This window comes from Bacillus thermozeamaize (genome assembly GCA_002159075.1).
Classification (GTDB): Bacteria; Bacillota; Bacilli; order ZCTH02-B2; family ZCTH02-B2; genus Bacillus_BB; species Bacillus_BB thermozeamaize.
Genome location: LZRT01000134.1, coordinates 1 through 17,558, shown reverse-complemented (window position 1 = coordinate 17,558; position 17,558 = coordinate 1). Strand labels below are relative to the sequence as shown.

Annotated in this window: 18 protein-coding genes and 1 tRNA gene; 12 read left to right on the top strand and 7 right to left on the bottom strand. The window is 54.0% G+C overall.

Annotated features, from left to right (window positions below; genetic code table 11):
* Window positions 1-170 precede the first annotated feature (170 nt).
* On the top strand, window positions 171-1,142 hold the full coding sequence (locus BAA01_04555; GenBank protein ID OUM84314.1) for a 2-nitropropane dioxygenase: 972 nt from the start codon (window positions 171-173) through the stop codon (window positions 1,140-1,142).
* A 59-nt stretch (window positions 1,143-1,201) separates the two neighbouring features.
* On the opposite strand, the gene BAA01_04550 is transcribed toward BAA01_04555, so the two are convergent.
* Window positions 1,202-1,840, bottom strand: a complete 639-nt coding sequence (locus BAA01_04550; protein ID OUM84344.1) for a hypothetical protein — start codon at window positions 1,838-1,840, stop codon at window positions 1,202-1,204.
* A gap of 154 nt (window positions 1,841-1,994) precedes the next feature.
* Between BAA01_04550 and BAA01_04545 the strand changes: the two genes are divergently transcribed.
* Complete coding sequence (locus BAA01_04545) at window positions 1,995-2,183, top strand: hypothetical protein (protein OUM84343.1); 189 nt, start codon at window positions 1,995-1,997, stop codon at window positions 2,181-2,183.
* 115 nt (window positions 2,184-2,298) lie between these two features.
* Here the strand turns inward: BAA01_04545 and BAA01_04540 are convergent, their stop codons facing one another.
* Window positions 2,299-2,946: a hypothetical protein gene (locus BAA01_04540; protein ID OUM84313.1), complete on the bottom strand. Its 648-nt coding sequence runs from the start codon at window positions 2,944-2,946 to the stop codon at window positions 2,299-2,301.
* Window positions 2,947-3,183: 237 nt separating this feature from the next.
* On the opposite strand from BAA01_04540, the gene BAA01_04535 reads away from it, so the two are divergent.
* The 8 genes from BAA01_04535 to BAA01_04500 all read left to right on the top strand — a co-directional run bounded on the left by BAA01_04535 (window position 3,184) and on the right by BAA01_04500 (window position 9,633).
* A tRNA-Pro gene (locus BAA01_04535) sits at window positions 3,184-3,260 on the top strand.
* Between the two features lie 148 nt (window positions 3,261-3,408).
* Window positions 3,409-3,828: a hypothetical protein gene (locus tag BAA01_04530; GenBank protein OUM84312.1), complete on the top strand. Its 420-nt coding sequence runs from the start codon at window positions 3,409-3,411 to the stop codon at window positions 3,826-3,828.
* A gap of 180 nt (window positions 3,829-4,008) precedes the next feature.
* Window positions 4,009-5,904, top strand: a complete 1,896-nt coding sequence (locus BAA01_04525; GenBank protein OUM84311.1) for an ATPase — start codon at window positions 4,009-4,011, stop codon at window positions 5,902-5,904.
* Window positions 5,905-5,985: 81 nt separating this feature from the next.
* A complete protein-coding gene (locus tag BAA01_04520; GenBank protein ID OUM84310.1) occupies window positions 5,986-6,774 on the top strand; it encodes a hypothetical protein in 789 nt (262 codons plus the stop codon).
* A 107-nt stretch (window positions 6,775-6,881) separates the two neighbouring features.
* Window positions 6,882-7,610 carry a hypothetical protein gene (locus BAA01_04515; GenBank protein OUM84342.1) on the top strand — a complete coding sequence of 243 codons (729 nt, stop codon included), beginning with the start codon at window positions 6,882-6,884 and terminating at the stop codon, window positions 7,608-7,610.
* Window positions 7,611-7,623: 13 nt separating this feature from the next.
* Window positions 7,624-7,992: a hypothetical protein gene (locus tag BAA01_04510; GenBank protein ID OUM84309.1), complete on the top strand. Its 369-nt coding sequence runs from the start codon at window positions 7,624-7,626 to the stop codon at window positions 7,990-7,992.
* 17 nt (window positions 7,993-8,009) lie between these two features.
* Complete coding sequence (locus BAA01_04505; protein OUM84308.1) at window positions 8,010-9,059, top strand: chalcone synthase; 1,050 nt, start codon at window positions 8,010-8,012, stop codon at window positions 9,057-9,059.
* Window positions 9,060-9,075: 16 nt separating this feature from the next.
* Window positions 9,076-9,633: a hypothetical protein gene (locus BAA01_04500; GenBank protein OUM84307.1), complete on the top strand. Its 558-nt coding sequence runs from the start codon at window positions 9,076-9,078 to the stop codon at window positions 9,631-9,633.
* On the opposite strand, the gene BAA01_04495 is transcribed toward BAA01_04500, so the two are convergent.
* From BAA01_04495 to BAA01_04475, 5 genes are all read right to left on the bottom strand, one after another.
* The gene (locus BAA01_04495; protein ID OUM84341.1) at window positions 9,594-10,280 is read right to left on the bottom strand and encodes a hypothetical protein; all 687 of its coding nucleotides are present in this window, start codon (window positions 10,278-10,280) and stop codon (window positions 9,594-9,596) included. The two genes, BAA01_04500 and BAA01_04495, sit on opposite strands and share 40 nt — an antisense overlap.
* Before the next feature lie 110 nt (window positions 10,281-10,390).
* A complete protein-coding gene (locus BAA01_04490) occupies window positions 10,391-11,806 on the bottom strand; it encodes a dihydrolipoyl dehydrogenase (GenBank protein ID OUM84306.1) in 1,416 nt (471 codons plus the stop codon).
* Window positions 11,807-11,812: 6 nt separating this feature from the next.
* Window positions 11,813-13,222 (bottom strand): dienelactone hydrolase, encoded by a 1,410-nt coding sequence (locus BAA01_04485; protein ID OUM84305.1) that lies wholly within the window; start codon window positions 13,220-13,222, stop codon window positions 11,813-11,815.
* Window positions 13,223-13,258: 36 nt separating this feature from the next.
* Window positions 13,259-14,239, bottom strand: a complete 981-nt coding sequence (locus tag BAA01_04480) for a 2-oxoisovalerate dehydrogenase (GenBank protein ID OUM84304.1) — start codon at window positions 14,237-14,239, stop codon at window positions 13,259-13,261.
* On the bottom strand, window positions 14,239-15,318 hold the full coding sequence (locus BAA01_04475; GenBank protein OUM84303.1) for a pyruvate dehydrogenase (acetyl-transferring) E1 component subunit alpha: 1,080 nt from the start codon (window positions 15,316-15,318) through the stop codon (window positions 14,239-14,241). The genes BAA01_04480 and BAA01_04475 overlap by 1 nt, the downstream gene beginning before the upstream one ends.
* A 234-nt stretch (window positions 15,319-15,552) precedes the next feature.
* On the opposite strand from BAA01_04475, the gene BAA01_04470 reads away from it, so the two are divergent.
* Together BAA01_04470 and BAA01_04465 are read left to right on the top strand one after the other, a co-directional pair.
* Window positions 15,553-16,290, top strand: a complete 738-nt coding sequence (locus tag BAA01_04470) for a hypothetical protein (GenBank protein OUM84302.1) — start codon at window positions 15,553-15,555, stop codon at window positions 16,288-16,290.
* Window positions 16,291-16,487: 197 nt separating this feature from the next.
* Window positions 16,488-17,396, top strand: a complete 909-nt coding sequence (locus tag BAA01_04465; protein OUM84340.1) for a protoheme IX farnesyltransferase — start codon at window positions 16,488-16,490, stop codon at window positions 17,394-17,396.
* Window positions 17,397-17,558: the final 162 nt, after the last annotated feature.

The window sequence follows — 17,558 nt, the reverse complement described above, 5'->3', positions numbered from 1 at the left end:
GCTGCCACAAATCATTGCATCCGTGATTTAGCAGAAGTTTACAACATAAAAAGTTTACAGTAAGATCGACAAGGAAGCCATCATCTCTTATCCAATCAAAAAAAATTTGGGAAAGCAAACAGGTTGAGTATACCAGATTGGCCTTAAAATGCAACAAGGGAGAGATTGAGATGAAGACCCGAGTGACCGAGTTGTTGAAGATTGAATTGCCGATTGTGCAGGGGGGACTGGCTCACCTGGCCTATGCCGAGTTGGCCGCGGCCGTGTCAAACGCAGGCGGCCTAGGGCAAGTGACGGCCTTGACGCTGCCCAGCCCGGAAGCGCTGAGGGAAGAGATTCGCAAAGTGCGTTCCTTGACGGACAAGCCGTTTGGCGTCAATTTTGCCATTGGACAACATAACCAGTCTTATCCAGATTATCTGGAAGTGGCCATTGAGGAGAAGGTTCCGGCGATCAGCATCACAGGCGGGAACCCGAAACCGCTGCTGGATCGGCTCGCAGGAACCGGCATCGTGACAATGGTTCTGGTGGCCTCCGTGCGGCAGGCGCAAAAGGCGGAAGAGCTGGGAGCAAATATTGTGATGGCCGTGGGCAATGAAGGAGGCGGCCATCTGGGAAGAGACGAGGTCGGGACGATGGTCCTGGTCCCGCGCGTGGCCGAATCGGTCCGGATTCCGGTGTTGGCCAGCGGCGGCATCGTCGATGGCCGGGGTATATTGGCGGCGCTGGCGCTGGGTGCAGAAGGGGTGGAAATGGGAACACGCTTTATCGCAACCAAAGAATGTGTTCACGCACATGAAAATTACAAACAGAGAATTCTCGAAGCCTCGGAAACCGATACGGTGATCATCAAAAAGAGCATTGGGGCTCCTGCGCGGGCGCTGAAGAGCAAGGCGACGGAGGAAATACTGGCGCTGGAGGCGAAGGGAGTCGGTTACGAGGGATTGAAGGACCATATTTCGGGGGAAGCCAATCGCCGGGCGATTCATGAAGGGAAGATGGAGGAAGGGCATAGCTGGGCCGGACAAGGCGTCGGCCTGATCCGTGACATCCCGTCTGTGGCTGAACTCTTCGAGCGGATCGTAAAGGAGATGAACGAGGGTTATCACCGCATCGGCGGGGTATTGAGGGCAACAGTTTGAGGAAATCGGCAAGCAGGGGCAGCAGCGTCTTACGGGGACGGCCTGCCCCTGTGCCGGTTTCAATCACTGATAGCCAGCCGGTAAAGCGGGGCCAGTTGCTGAAAGGTTTGCTGAATGATTTGTTCCAATTCCGTGGGATGTTGAAGGGCCGTTTCCGTTTTCGGCAGGTGAATCCCGCACAGCACTTCAGATTTTTTCACCGTTTGCAGCCGGCGGATGAGATCCAGGAAATCCTCCTTTTTCAAATCTGAGTGGCTTTTGGCATCCGGGCGGGTGTGATCGAAAGACCAAAGGAAGTTTTCCGGGATTTGGGCAAGAAGCTTGTCCAAGTGACGGGAAAAGTTTTGCGCAAACACCGGTTTGGCTTTCTCTGCCTCCGGAAACAAAGCAAACCAGATAAAGAGATGTGAGGACCAGAGACCGACCTGAAAATGCGGATGTGCCTTGTACCCGCGTACGTTGGCGGACCATGCCACCCAGGTGCTGTCCGGGGGGTTGACGGTTCGGCGGGCATGTTTGGCGACGTGCACATGAACAGGAACTCTTAGCAGTTCGGAGAGAAAGGGTTGCAGCTGCGTGCCGATTTGCTCAAGTTTTGGGCGGATATGCGCCTTGATTTGGGTCATCCGGGGTTCCAGTCCAGGGATCTGAAAAATGTCGAAGTCCTTTTGGGTGAAGGCGGCAAAAACTGAAGTCATGCGTGGAGTCATGCGATAACCCCTTTCGTCAATTCAGAATTAGGCATTGATTTTTTATCCCATGCATATTATTATAAAACCAAAGCTTCATTAAGCCAAAAGAGGAGTTTAGACAAAGAAGAATGAATATTTCTTCAAAGGGGTGCGCAACATGGTGAAAGAGCTCATGGAAGCGTTGAAACGCAAGGACGTGGAGAAAAGAATCCCAGTGCTGCGCATGGAAATGGATTATCAGTTGGCTGTCTTGTATGAAGCGTTACAGGAACAGGATGAGGAGACGATCCGACTTTGCAAGGAGAATCTCTCGGAACTGCGAAAAGAGCTGTTGATGCTTGAAGCGTAAATGATGCCCAAATCGTTCAAAAGGGTGTACCTTTCGGTGTACGCCTTTTTGGGCTGGAGTTGGGCTTTTGTTTTGCCGGTAAAATGTAAGGGCTTACAAGACGTTTTTAAAGTTTCTAAAGTTGAAAGGGGAAAACCAGTGTCCAAAGGTAAGGTGGCAGTGATGTCACCAAGAGAAGGATAACAGCTTGCTCAGGTACCAGCAGAGCACCTATTAAGCCAATGATTCCGCAAACCCCGCTCAACCATCCCCAGTGTAACCACCATCCAGGCCTGTTTTCAGCACCAAGAGTCCGCAAGGAACACAGGATCACTCCAAGCCAGACGAGCCCCATGGCGACATACCCGCCTGTCAGCGAAAAGGCAAACCAAGCGTCCCATAGTGGTTGAAGCGATGCGCGACCGATCGGATCACTGAAAGTGGTCAAAGCGGTGAGTAGCGGTGGCATGACAGCCAGTTCGGCTACGAGGATGAGATACCACATTCCGAGGGCCACGATCCACAGGGGCGTGGCAGCTGGCGGTCTGCATATCTTCTGTTCACAATGTGACAGGCCCAACAGCCACAATGTCAAGCCGAACCCGAACAATAGATGCACGCCCGTCCAGTTCAAAGATTTAGAGACAGCCTCCAGCGCAAGCTCTCCAGCCCAAGGATCGGTCAGCGGAGGGTGGAACATGGTGGCCACCGGAAGCAGGAGTCCGCCGGTCAAGGTCAGTTTCCCGTCCAGAGTGAGATGGGTGGGCGCGTTGATTCGATGCACTGGTGATGCTCTCCTTTGCCGTTTTCATGCCTCCTTCACAGGTTAACCGAAGAATCAGAAGTTATCCATCCAACTTTTTGCGTTATGGGGGTTCTCCGAGGTGTACTCCGGATTTGTATGTCTCGGCCGCTTTTTCAACGCATTGCCGCACCGCATCGGGAAACGTTTGGGGATCGCTGCAATATCCTCTTGATTTTTTTTGCGGACCGTTGTACAATTGGTACTGTCTTCAAGGGACGGGGTATAGCTCAGCTTGGTAGAGCGCTTGGATCGGGACCAAGAGGCCGCGGGTTCAAATCCTGCTACCCCGACCATACATCGAAAAACGGCGTGATTCGGGTACTCCGAATCACTTTTTTGTTTTATAGAGACGATGCAATGTTTTCAAAGCAGTTAAAAGTCTATATAATGACATAAAACGATTCAAAGGATTCATCATGGGCTGCCGGAAAGGAGTTTATCATGGAAGGGTACAAGTTTTCACACACATTGCGCGTTCGTTACTCGGAAATTGACGGGCAGAAAATTGTCTTTAATGCGCACTACATGACCTATATGGACGTGGCGATTACAGAATATTTCCGGGAAGTGGTGCGCCCCTTGCCGGAAGGGGAGGAATTTGATTTTGTCCTGGTAAAGACGACCATAGAGTTTAAGGGGAGTGCCTATCTCGATGATATCCTGCGCATCTTTTGCCGGACGACACGCCTTGGAAATACGAGTTTCACCGTCCAGTTTGCGATCCAACGGGAAGAGACCAAAGAGGTGATCGTGCTCGCGGAAATCGTGTATGTATCATATGACCTCACGACGCGCCAGGCCGTACCGATACCAAAAGTGGTCAGGGAACGCATTAAAGCGTATGAGGGGATCGAGGATTGACGAATGGGCATGGCCTCTCCTTTACTTATAATAATTATTAAGTTATAATAAGTATACATTAGTTGGAGATGGTTTGACGCATGCTGCCTGACAAAAGGCAGCATGTCGTCATTTAGAGGAACTTTGTAAGAATGAAATTCGTTATCAGGGAGAGGATGAACGAAAGTGGAGGAGTTGCAGATGAACCCGTCAGAAATTCAGTCGACCAGGGATTTGATCAGGCAAAATATGGAAATCTCTGCCGTTGCGGCGAGCGGCTTGCTCATCATCGCCGGATGGCTGATGGGGCATTTTGGATGGCAAAAGGCATCTGTCGTCTCCTTTTTGCTCGCCTTTGCGATCGGCGGCTATTTCAAGGCGAAAGAAGGCCTGGAAGAACTCATTTTTGAGCGGCAGCTGACTGTCAACCTGTTGATGATTCTGGCGGCGGTGGGGTCGGCCATCATCGGGTATTGGGCAGAAGGGGCGATGCTGATCTTTATTTTTGCGCTCAGCGGGGCACTTGAAACTTATGCGATGAACAGAAGCAACCAGGAAGTCAGCAAACTGATGGCCTTACAGCCAATGGAGGCGCGGCTGTATGAGGATGGGGCGGAAAAAACTGTACCCGTGCAGGAGTTGCGCGTTGGGCAGGTCATTCTGGTCAAACCGGGGGATTTGGTCGCGGCGGATGGGACGATTATCGAAGGTTCCACGACCATCGATCAGTCGGCCATTACCGGCGAATCGGTACCTGTGGAAAAAAATCCCGGAGATGAGGTGCTGGCCGGGACAATCAATGGGAATGGGGGCATTTTGGTTCGCGTCGATAAACCGCACAATCAGACGCTTTTTCGGCGGATGATAGAGCTGGTTCAGCGGGCGCAGACGGAAAAACCGCCGCAACAGACGTTTGTGGAGCGCTTTGAAAAAACCTATGTCAAGGTGGTTTTGTTCGCTGTCCTCCTTGTTGCGGCGATTCCTCCGCTGTTTTTAGGGTGGACGTGGGAACAGGCTTTTTACCGTGCGATGGTTTTTCTTGTCGTGGCCTCTCCCTGTGCCCTGGTCGCATCCATCATGCCTGCGATTCTCTCCGCCATTTCCAATGGCGCCCGCCGCGGGGTGCTTTTTAAAGGCGGGACGCAGCTGCAGGCACTGGAGCAGATCAAGGTCATCGCTCTGGACAAGACGGGGACTTTGACCAAAGGGGTTCCCGAAGTCAAGGATGTGGTATCTCTGGTGGATGATTTGTCTGAAGAAGAACTGTTGCAGATGACGGCTTCCGTGGAGCAGTTTTCGACACACCCGCTCGCAGAGGCGGTGGTCAGAAAAGCCAGGGAATCAGGGCTGCGGCTTTTTCGCCCGGATGAGATGTCCTCAGAGACGGGATTTGGCGTTCAGGCCTTCGTGAACGGGAGTTTGTGGAAAGTCGGAAAGCGTGAATACATGGAAGTGCCGTTTTCCGACGGCGCGATCGAAACGGCTGAACGGTTGGAAAAACAAGGAAAAACGGTGATGTTTGTACAGCAGAATGAGCGGCTGGTTGGATTGTTTGCCGTGCAAGATGTCATCCGGCAGGAAGCCGTGGAAGCCATCCAAACATTGAAACGGCAAGGAATCCATACCGTGATGTTGACCGGAGATTCGCTGGCGACAGCGCAAGCGTTGGCCAATGAGGTCGGGCTGGATGAATATTACGCCAATTGCTTGCCGGATCAGAAAGTGGCGTATATCCAACAGTTGCGTAAAAAACATGGGAAGATCGCCATGGTGGGTGATGGCGTCAACGATGCGCCGGCATTGGCGAGTGCAACGGTGGGAATTGCGATGGGGGCCGGTACAGATGTCGCTTTGGAAACGGCAGATATTGTTTTGATGAAGGACGAACTGTCGTGCCTGCCCTACATGGTCCGCCTGGCCCAAAAAACGAACCGGATCATTCGCCAGAACATCGTGTTTTCAATCGCGGTGATCTGTCTTCTGATTTTGTCCAACTTTTTCCAGATCATCACGTTGCCGCTGGGTGTGATCGGACATGAAGGCAGTACGTTGCTCGTCATTCTCAACGGGTTGCGGATGCTTGGATACCGGGAATAAAATGTTTTCTTTCGCCAGATAATAAGGAAGTGTTCCAGTTGGGTGGACCGACGAGTAACGAGAAATGAGGAGAAGCAGCAAATGCGCAAGCTGGTCGCAAGAGTGTGGTTCCGCAGGTCTGTCTTGCCGAGTTGCATGGGGTTGGCCGTGTTTGCGGCCAGCCTTCTCTTTCTTTTTTTTCCTGAATCGAAGGACGTGTTCGGGGGGATCCCCGGCAATGATGAGCTCGTTGCCCCCGTTTACCGCGTCCAAACCAAAGAAAAAGTGATCGCCTTGACTTTTGACGATGGCCCGCATCCCGTCTATACGGGGAAAATCTTGAAGATGTTGCGGGACAAGGGGATTCGTGCCACCTTTTTTTTGAATGGGCACCATGTGAAGGCGCATCCTGCCCTGGCGAAACAAATCGTCCTCCAGGGACACGAAGTGGGGAATCACGGCTATTATCACCGCGATCTGACCAAGTTGTCTCCGGTGGAAATCTATCAGGATTTGGCCAAATCGGGACAGCTGATTAAACAGATTACGGGGAAAGAGGTTGCCTATTTCCGCCCGATGGGCGGCAAATTGAATCGTGACGTCGTCGCTTCAGCCCAACAACTGGGTTTTAAAATTGTTCTTTGGTCCGTGGATCCGAAGGATTGGGACATGAAGAATCCTGCCTCCATCATTGAAGAGACGCTGGTCACTGAAGCTGAAAGTGGCGATATTGTCCTCTTGCATGACGGTGGCGGCCATCAGGAGACGATGATGAAGGCGTTGGACAGGGTGATCCGGAAGTTGCAAAAAAAGGGATTTCGGTTTGTGACAGTGAGCGAACTGCTCGCCGAGTCGCGTCAGGAGCAAAAAGCGCATTTGCCCGTCCCATGATCCGGGCGGAACATACATATCCATGGCTGTTTATTCACATCATAACAACAAAGCATTGTTTGGGATGAGTTGACAGCAGGCGGCAGATTACGGGGTGAGGCGGGATGATGGAAGAAACATTTGTCGTCATTGTAAGGGCCGTTATTGCGTTTTTCACGCTGTTGATTTATGCGCGCTTGCTCGGCAAGCAGCAAATGGCCAATCTCACCTTTTTCGATTATATCAATGGCATTACGATTGGTTCGATGGCCGGCACGCTGGCTACCGACTTGTCCACGAAGGCATGGGCCCATTGGATGGGTTTGAGCACCTTTGTCGTCTTGACGATTCTCTTTCAACTCATCACGATGAAAAGCCGTTATCTGGCCAAGATTGTGGACGGGCAACCCGTTTTGGTCATTCACAATGGAAAGATGCTGGAAAGGAACATTGCCTCATCGAGGATCAAAAAAGATGAACTTTTGATGTTGCTGCGGCAGAAAAACATGTTTGACATCACGCAGGTGGCTTTTGCCATTTATGAACCGGACGGCAATCTCTCGGTGCTGCCAAAAGCGGAGTACCAACCGGTGACGCCGAAAGATCTGAATATCCCGGTAAAGCCGGCGGGGCTGATGACCGAATTGATTCTGGATGGCCAGCTGCTGGAGCAAAATCTGAAGCAACGGAAAAAGGATAAACAGTGGCTGCAGTGGCAGCTGCAGGCGCACGGGGTGAGCGATCCAAAGGAGGTTGCGTTTGCGGCCATTTTGCCAGATGGCCAGCTGTATGTAGACAAATACAGCGATCGGGTCGGAGAGGAGTTCGACATGGGGGATTATCGCGGGCCGTTTTAGCGAGGTGATGTTCATGAATACAAAATGGTTTATATACGGAGTGCCCATATTGATTCTGGCATTGAGCATTGCGGTGATGACCAGCGGGAGCCTGTTGAAAAAACCGCTTGCGGCAGATGATGATGTTTTCAGGCTGGTCCGGGAGCTGGAACAGGTGGTGAAGCAAAAGGACTGGGGCTTGGCGCGTGCAAAATCGGTGGAGGCCAACAAGGCGTGGCATCATGTGGTCAACAGGATTCAATTCAGCGTGGAGCGGGAGATGATTATGGAGATCAGCGGAACGCTGGCGCGAATCAGGGGCGCTGCTGTGGCGGAGGACGAACAGTCCGTGCTGACTGAGGTGTACTATTTCTATGACTTATGGAACAACCTGGCCAGCTAGGGAAGGGGTGAGCAGGAGTGCCGATCATCGAGGCGGTTGGGACGGCTGTTCCAGCTTATTGTCTTCATCAGACGGAAGCCAAAAAAATGGCGGAAAAATTGTTTCAGGGCATGCGCCCTTCATTGGAACGATACTTGTCCGTGTTTGATCATGCCGCCATTGAGAGGAGATATTTTTGCACCCTTCCGGAATGGTTTGAAGAGTCGCATTCATTTTCGGAAAAGAATGATTTGTATGTCCGATCGGCATGCGACCTGGGCGTGCAAGCGGCGATGAGTTGCCTCAAGGCGTGTAATCTTTCGCCGGAAGAGGTGGACCATTTGATTGTGGTATCCAGTACCGGACTGGCTACTCCCAGCCTGGATGCACGGCTGATGAATCGCTTGCCTTTCCGTGCGGATATCCGCCGCACGCCGATCTGGGGGCTCGGATGCGCAGGGGGGGCTGTCGGACTGACATTGGCCTGTGAATGGGCGAAAGCGTTTCCCCGCGGCCGTGCGCTGCTGCTGGCTGTGGAATTGTGCGGACTGACTTTTCAGCGCAACGATGTGTCGAAAAGCAACTTGATCGCCGCATCGTTATTCGCGGATGGAGCCGCAGCTGCCTTGATCAGCGGGGATGCGGCGGGCGGAGAGGGGCCGCAATGGCTCGCCAGCATGAGTACGACCTGGAATGATACGCTGGATGTGATGGGATGGAATGTGACGGACGATGGTTTGGACGTGATTTTTTCGCGAGACATTCCGGCATTTGTCCGTCGCTATTTGCCTGATGCCGTGAAGCGGTTTTTGCAGAGACAACAGCTCAAGGGGTTGGAGTGCTTGGATCATTTGATTGCCCATCCGGGTGGAGTCAAAGTCATTCAGGCTTACGCCGATATGTTTCAGGTGCCCATGGTCAAGTTCAGCTCCTCGTTGCATGTGCTGAAGAACTACGGGAACATGTCTTCGCCGACGGTGCTTTTTGTCTTGAAAGAGGCGATGAAAGAGGCGGGTTCAGGGGAGTACGGGCTGCTTTTTGCCCTCGGGCCGGGTTTCAGCGCTGAACAGGTATTGCTGCAGTGGTGAAAGGGATCGCGAGGTGATGACGGAGGTGCGATGGCTCTTTTGGATCCTGTTCCTTGGCGTGATCGTTCAACGCCTGGCCGAATTGTCGGTCGCCGCAAGAAATGGGAGGGTGTTGCGAAACAAGGGGGGATACGAAGTAGGAGGTGACCATTATAAGTATTTGGTGATGATTCACCTGTTGTTTTTCGTTTCATGGTGGGTCGAGGTGGTGATCGTACAGCCGGTGGCGCCTGAATGGTGGTGGCTTCCGCTTGGGATGTTCATCCTGGCACAGTTTGTTCGTGGATGGGTGATGCACACGTTGGGGCCTTACTGGAATACCCGGATTTACGTGGTTCCAGGCATGAATCTTGTCAAAAAAGGGCCGTACCGTTGGATGAGGCATCCGAATTATATCGTGGTGATTGTGGAGATGATCACGCTCCCTCTGATCTTTGGGGCCTGGTTTACAGCTGTTGTGCCGGCGTTGCTCAATCTGATTTTTTTGCTCAAGGTGCGCATTCCGGTTGAGGAACAGGCGCTTCAGGAAGCCCTTTATTCGACGATGCCAAGTTCTACCAGATCGGCAAAGTGAATTTGCCCTGTCACCAGCAGATGATGGTCTTCTTGATAACGCTTGACGGCACTTTCGGTTTGCCGGTCGAAGATGCCGTTGACCTTTCCTTTATAATACCCGCCCGCTTTGAGCCGGTTTTGCACGATTTGTACCAGCGAGCCCCTGGAACCTTCCACCAGGATGCGGTAATTCAGTCCTTCCGCCCCCAGCACAGGGCCGTCAATGCGAACCGGTGTATTCAGCGGCACGCGGGTGTACAGTTCTTCCACATCCTGATTGCGCATCCGGATACAGCCGCTGCTGACGGACTGGCCAATCAGATAGGGCTTGTTGGTTCCGTGGATGCCGTAAGTGCCAAAGGGGACATTCAGGCCCAGCCAGCGTGTGCCAAATCCCCCTCCCCAATCGGCCGATTTCTGGATGATCAGGTAATCGCCGATGGGGGTGGGTGTGTCAGGCGTGCCGGGGGCAATCCGGTACGTTTTTCGAATCTGGCCGTTTTCCATGAGGTGCAGCTGGCGTTGCCAAAGATTGATGTAGATGTGAACAGGCTGGTGCGAGCTTTCCGGTGGTTCCACGGCAGACGCATGAGAGGGTGGCTGCAGGCAAAAGAGGCCGAGCAACAAGAGGCCAATGAACAGTATCCATGGTGTGAATTTGGGCATGCGAATCCCTTCCGAGCTGTAGTCTGGATCGATGTGTATTTCGTTTTTTAGATTGGCCCGTTTGAACAAGAACATACCCAGACAGGAGGATCTGGGTATGGTTTCCTTGATTATTTGCTCATCATGTGTATGCCCCGGCCGAGCGCCACTTCCGCCGCTTCGGCGATGGCTTCTGAAAGGGTGGGATGCGGGTGGACGGTGAGGCTGAGATCTTCCAATGTTGTTCCCATTTCGATGGCCAGGGCCGCTTCCGCGATCATCGTCGAGGCCTCGGGGCCGACGATCTGCACGCCAAGGACGTGCTGCGTCGATTTGTCCGCGACGATGTGGACGAAGCCATCCGGTTTGTTGAGCGAGAGCGCACGGCCATTGGCCTGGAAGGGGAAGCGGGCGGTGACGACTTCAATGCCTTGTTCCTTGGCGGCGTCTTTGGTCAGGCCGACACTGGCCATTTCCGGATCGCTGAAGATGACAAAGGGCATGGCTTGGTAATCGGTTGCGCTTGGCAACCCCGCGATCGCCTCGGCGGCCACCTTGGCTTCATAATAAGCTTTGTGCGCCAGCATGGGTTCTCCCACCACGTCGCCAATCGCATAGATGTGAGGGACAGACGTTTGTTGCTGTTGGTTCACCTTGATGAAGCCGCGTTCGTTCCGTTCCACGCCGATGGCTTCCAGGCCCAGCTCGTCACTGTTGGGCCGGCGCCCGACGCTGACCAGCACGGCGTCCACGTCAAACACTTCCTCCTTGCCGCCGATTTCGGCCTTGACCTTGACGCGTTCGCCCTCGATGTCGGCAGAAGTAGCCGTCGCGTTGGTGTGAATGGTGATGCCCTGTTTTTTCAGCAGGCGCGCGGCCATCTGGACCATCGCCTTGTCAAAGCCGGGAAGGATGGTCTGCATTCCTTCCAGGATGATCACTTCGCTTCCCAGTTTGTTAAGCGCGCTTCCCAACTCCACGCCGATGTAGCCGCCGCCGATGACGAGGAAGCGCTGCGGAATGTCCTGCAGGTTGAGGGCACCGGTGGAGGAGAGGATTTTTTGTTCGTCGAAGGGAAAAGCTTTCAGTTCGACGGGCCGGGAGCCGGTGGCGATGATGCAGTGGCGGAAGCTGAGGCGTTCATTTTCGTATCCGGAGACGACGCGGACCTCATGAGGCGAGGTGAAGTAGGCTTCCCCCTTGATGACTTCCACCTGGTGGCCTTTGAGCAGCGACGCGACGCCTGAGGTCAATTGCTGAACCACCTTGTTTTTCCATTGCTGGATTTTGTCCATGTGCAGCTTGAGGCCCTGCACCGAAATGCCCATCTCTTCCGCGTGTTGCATGCGTTCATACAGCTCTGCGACGCTGATTAGCGCCTTGGAGGGAATGCATCCCCGGTTGAGACAGACGCCGCCCAGAGCCTCTTTTTCAACCAACGTCACCTGCTTGCCCAGCTGGGCGGCACGGATGGCCGCCGCGTAGCCGCCTGGGCCTCCACCGACGACGAGCACATCCACTTCACGTGAAAAGTCGCCTACAACCACCCTGTGTTACACCTCCATCAGCAAATTTTCTGGATCTTTGAGAAGTTCCTTGATATAGTTTAGCGCACGTTGGGCCAGTTCGCCATCGATGACGCGATGATCAAAGCTCAGGGAGAGAGACATCACCGGCGCCACCAGGATCTGCCCGCTGCGGACGACCGGTTTCTCCGTGATCCGGCCGACGCCGAGAATGGCCACTTCAGGATGATTGATGATCGGTGTGAAAAAGAGACCGCCAGCCGAGCCGATGTTGGTGATGCTGATCGTGCCGCCGCGCAGTTCTTCCAGGGAGATCTTGCGTTCTCTGGCTTTTTGCGCCAGTACCTGGATCGCTTGTGCCAGTTGCAGGATGCTTTTGCGATCCGCCTGATGAATCACGGGGACGATCAGGCCTTGCTCGGTGGCCGTGGCGATGCCGATGTTGTACTCGTGTTTATAGACGATCTCTTGCGCCTCGTCATCCAGTGAGGCGTTGATTTCCGGAAAGCGCCGGGCGGCCGCGATCAGCGCCTTGATGACAAATGGCAGGTAGGTTAGTTTGATGCCTTGTTCTTCTGCCCTTGGTTTTAGCCGTGTGCGCAGCGCTACCAGCTGGCTGACATCCACTTCGTCCATGATCGTGACGTGAGGGGCGGTGTATTTGGAGCGGACCATGCTCTCCGCCACGGCCCGCCGCACACCACGCAAGGGGACCCGGTGTTCCCGCGCTGCGTCTTTCTCCCTGGATGCTTGCTGAGCCGCTGCCGTTGCTGGAACCGGTTCTTGCAGCACTGTTGCCGTTGCTGGCGTACCTGCTTCTCTGGAGCCTTCAGAAGCCTCCGAAGCGGCTGCCCGCAATGCCCGGTCGACATCCTCCCTGGTAATCTGACCGTGCCGGCCCGTTCCCTGGATGAGCGAGAGATCGACGCCTTTTTCACGGGCGTATTTGCGTACGGCAGGAGTGGCCAAGATCATGGCACGCCCAGGTGCGGAGGCCGGAGGTTGCTTGTCATCGTCCGCTGCTGGCTGTTCACCGCCGGCCGGTTGGTTCTTCTGTGCCGGTTCCGGAGGCTGGATGGAGGGGGGGACCGGTTTTGCAGCACTTTTTTCGAGTGCTTGTTCGGCGATGGCAAACTGGTTTTGATCTGCCGGCTTTTCGTCGGCCGTCTGCGGCTGGCCGTCAACCTGGGTCGTTGCCTCTTCGGTAGCAAAGGTGACAAGCACGGAACCGACCCGGACGACCTCCCCTTCTTTGGCATGAAGTTTCAGGACTTTGCCGTTGACCGGCGACGGGATTTCGACCACGGCCTTGTCGGTCTGCACTTCGGCGATGATGTCGTCTTCTTTGACCTGATCGCCTTCTTTCACCAGCCATTTCACAATTTCTCCTTCGGCGATTCCCTCGCCGATGTCCGGCAAGCGAAATTCAAACGTCATCCCTTTGTTCCTCCTTAAAAAAGGTGAAATGCGATCCTAAAAATCCAGAACGTCGATGATGGCCTGTTTGATGCGATCCGACGTCGGCAACCACTGGTCTTCGATCATCGTGAAGGGATAGACGGTATCGTATCCGGTGACCCGCATCACGGGCGCCTCCAGGTGTAGAATGGCCCTTTCGTTGATCCGCGCGATGATTTCCGCCGCCGGGCCGCCGGTCTTGGGAGCTTCGTGGACGATGACGGCGCGATTGGTTTTTTGCACGGACTGGATGATCGTCTCCGTGTCGATGGGGCTTATGGTACGCAAATCGATCACTTCAATCCTGGCCTGCCGCTCCTGTTCCAGTTCCTCGGCGGCCTTGAGAGCGGCCTGAACCATTGCCCCATATGCGACGACGGTGACGTCAGCGCCTTCCCTGGCGATATTGGCCTTTCCCAAGGGAATGGTGTAATATCCTTCCGGCACTTCCTGGCGGAATGAGCGGTAGAGTTTCATGTGTTCGAGAAAGATGACCGGATCTTCCTCCTCGATTGCCGAAAGCAACAATCCCTTGGCTTCGTAAGGATTGCTCGGGATGACCACTTTCAATCCCGGGGCGTGCAGAAAATAGCCCTCGACACTGTCGGCATGAAGTTCCGGCGTACGGACGCCGCCGCCAAACGGGGAGCGAACCACCATTGGGCAATGGTAACGACCGCCTGAACGGAAACGGATTCGTGCCGCCTGGCTGAGAAGGGCGTCAAAGGCTTCAAAGTAGAAGCCGGAAAACTGGATTTCTGCGACCGGCCGAAAGCCCATGATGGCCAGCCCCACTGCAGAACCGATAATGGCAGACTCGGCCAGCGGCGTGTCATAGACCCGTTCTTCTCCGAACTCCTTTTGCAGGCCGTCCGTCGCGCGGAAAACACCGCCGTTGACGCCCACGTCTTCGCCGAAAACGAGGACTTCCGGGTAGGTTTTCAGCGCGGTGCGCAGGGCATCGTTAATCGCCTGAATCATCGTCAGGTTGGCCATCACGATTCCTCCTTTCTCAGAAAAGCGGCCTGTTCGGCCAGGTTTTCGGGCATCTTCACGTACATGGCTTCCATGAGTTCCGGGATCGTCATCGGTGGGTAGGATTCCGCCTTTTTCATGGCGGCGGCGATTTCTTCCTTGGCCTGTTCGACCGCCTCTTGTTCGTCCTGCTCCGACCAGATACCCCGCTCCTTCAGATAGATGCGGAAGCGGACAATCGGATCACGCTCCTCCTGCCAGAGGGTCATTTCTTCTTTTGTCCGGTAACGTGTCGGATCGTCACCGGCCATCGTATGCGGTCCAAATCGGTACGTCAGCGCTTCAATGAGGGTCGGGCCTTCTCCGGCCCTGGCTCTGTCCAAGGCCTCTTTGGTTACGGCATAAACAGCCAGCGGATCCATGCCGTCCACGCGCACGCCGTGAATGCCGGCGGCAACCGATTTTTGCGCGATGGTGGCACTCGCCGTTTGCTTGCCAAAGGGGACACTGATGGCGTAGCCGTTGTTTTGGCAAAAAAAGATGGCAGGGACCTTGTACACACCGGCAAAGTTCAGTCCCTCGTAAAAGTCACCTTGCGAGGTGGCGCCGTCGCCGAAGTAACAGATGGCGACCCGCTTTTCCTTGCGCAGCTTGAAGGCGCTGGCGACTCCCACGCATTGTGTCACTTGGGCGGCGATGATGATCTGGGGCGGGAGCACGTGAACGCCGTCCGGAATCTGACCGCCGTGGATATGTCCCTTGGAAAAGAGAAAGGCTTGATACAAAGGGAAGCCATGAAAAATCATCTGCGGAATGTCCCGATAGCTGGGCAGGATAAAGTCGTCTTTTTCCAGGGCAAACTGGGAGGCCAGCATGGAGGCTTCCTGTCCGGAAACCGGCGCGTAAAAGCCAAGCCGGCCCTGGCGGTTGAGACTGATGGCCCGCTGGTCGAGGACGCGGGTGAAGACCATGTTTTTCATCAGCTGGCGAAGCTGCTCGTCGGAAAGCGGCGGCACCAGATCAGGATCGGTCACTTTTCCTTCCGGGGAGAGAATCTGAATGACGGGAAAATCCTCTTGCAATTTGACGGCAAAGCCCATCCTATTCACCTCGCTGTTATAATCAGCATACTAACTGTATTATTACAGATAATTTTTACGTTTCTTAACACATACTATATCAGATCGCCAGTAATATTTGTCAATGAGGGATAACATCAGTTATGCTGGAGAGAACAAAATGATTTTTTCGCACGGAAATCATTCTCTGTTATATATTATTTATATTGCTGTTATACTGTTGTATACCATGACACGATGCAGGAGGATGTTCCAATGACCGAGCCCGTCTATCAACGGCGAATCGATAAACACCAAGTGGAAAGCATCCACCTGCAGGAACGCCGTGCGATAAAGGTCTACGTGCCCCCGGATTATACCGATAGGCGGGCCTACCCGGTGTTGTACCTGCAGGATGGAGAAGATTATTTCCGCTTTGGCCGCATTGCCACGACAGCCAATCGGCTGATCCGTGAGAGGCGAATCCAGCCGCTATTGATCGCCGGTATTCCGGTGGAGAGAGCACGCCGTTTGGCGGAATACAGTCCGGCGGGCGCCAGGTTTCGGCAATACCAATTGTTTCTTCTCAATGAAATCATCCCCTACATGGACCGAGTCTATGCAACCATTCCCGCGGCTCGCGGGCGGGTGATTGGCGGATCCTCGCTTGGAGCGACACAGGCGCTGATGACGGCGATTCAGTCGCCGCACACCTTTCGCGCTGTGCTGAGCCAGTCAGGTGCGTTCCACCCGGAGATGCATGCATGGCTGCGGCAAAACGGCAGAAACGCCCCCCTTGACGTCTACCAAACGGTCGGCATCCATGAAGCGCCGGCAGAGACACCGGGAGGGAGGTTGAACATCCTGGAATGGAACCGGCAGGTTGCGCAGATCCTCCGGGAATGCGGCATCAAGGTATGCTTTCAGGTGAAGGAAGGGGGGCATGACTGGGGATTTTGGCAGAAGGATTTGCCGGATGCGCTGGCATATCTGTTTCCGATGGCAGAGGTTTGATGGGAATGATCTTCATTGCAATAAAATCAAAAGGTATGGTACATTGGAGAGGGTATTTTCAGATATCATCCGCGTTTTATCGACAAAGGCAAGGGTTACCCAAATCGTGAAAGGTTTTTGATCGATGGAAAGGAGAACATGCGATGCGAGGAAATCTGATCCGGGCAGCCAATTCCCGTTCATCCGGTTCAGGTGAATTGGAGAAGCCTGTTGCAGATGCTGGCGGACAAGCCAGTCTGAGAGATTATATTGAGCTGACCAAGCCTGGCATTACCCTTGCCAACCTGATGATGACCTTTGCCGCCTTTTGGTTGGCTTCAGGTGGAAGACCGGATTGGCTGATGTTGGCTCTGACCATGGTTGGGACCTATTTCGCGGTCGCCTCTGGAGCCATTTTAAATAATTATTTCGACCGGGATCGGGACATTCTGATGCCCCGGACGCAACACCGTGCCCTGGCCCAGAAACGCATTTCGCCGAATGTGGCGCTCTTGCTGGCAGTGATCATGGGGGTCCTTTCCCTCATCATCCTGGGAGCAGGGCTGACAGCGCTGGGCGGAGCAGGAGAGCTGCCGGCGCTTCTGGCCTTGATTGGAATCGTTTCGTATGGGCTTGTCTATACAGGATTAAAGCGTTATACCGCCCTGGGAACCCTGTTTGGCGGGATTCCGGGTTCCATCCCGTTTGTCATTGGTTGGACAGCGGTTGTCGGCAAGATGGATTATTTCGCCTGGGTGCTCTTTTTTGTGATGTTTTTCTGGCAGATGCCCCACTTTTTGACGTTGGCGATTCTCAAGGTGGAGGATTACAAAGCGGGCGGATTTCCAATGTTTCCGGTCGTTCGCGGGGTGGATGCGACCATCCGGCAAATCCTGCTGTATACCGCAGCGCTGTTGCCGACTTCGCTCATCCTGGTGTTTAGCGGACTGGTCGGCTGGATCTACCTGATTGTGATGACGTTGCTTGGATTGGTCTTTTTGGGGCTTGCCGCATACGGGTTTTGGGCATCGAACAAGGAAGCATGGGCATTGCGGACTTTCCGCTTCTCCCTTATCTATCTGACGGCCTGGTGTATGGTGATGATTGTGGATGCCCAGCCGCTGTGACAAAATGGCGGCGGACCGGTCTTGTTCGGTGATGTCGTGTCAACCCATATAAAAATCTTACCGAAGACGGAATAGATCACTCATTTGAAAATCTAACCCAACATTCACCTCAAAGAGGTATACTTGGGTGGCTTGCCCTTACTGACCATGACCTTCCTCTTC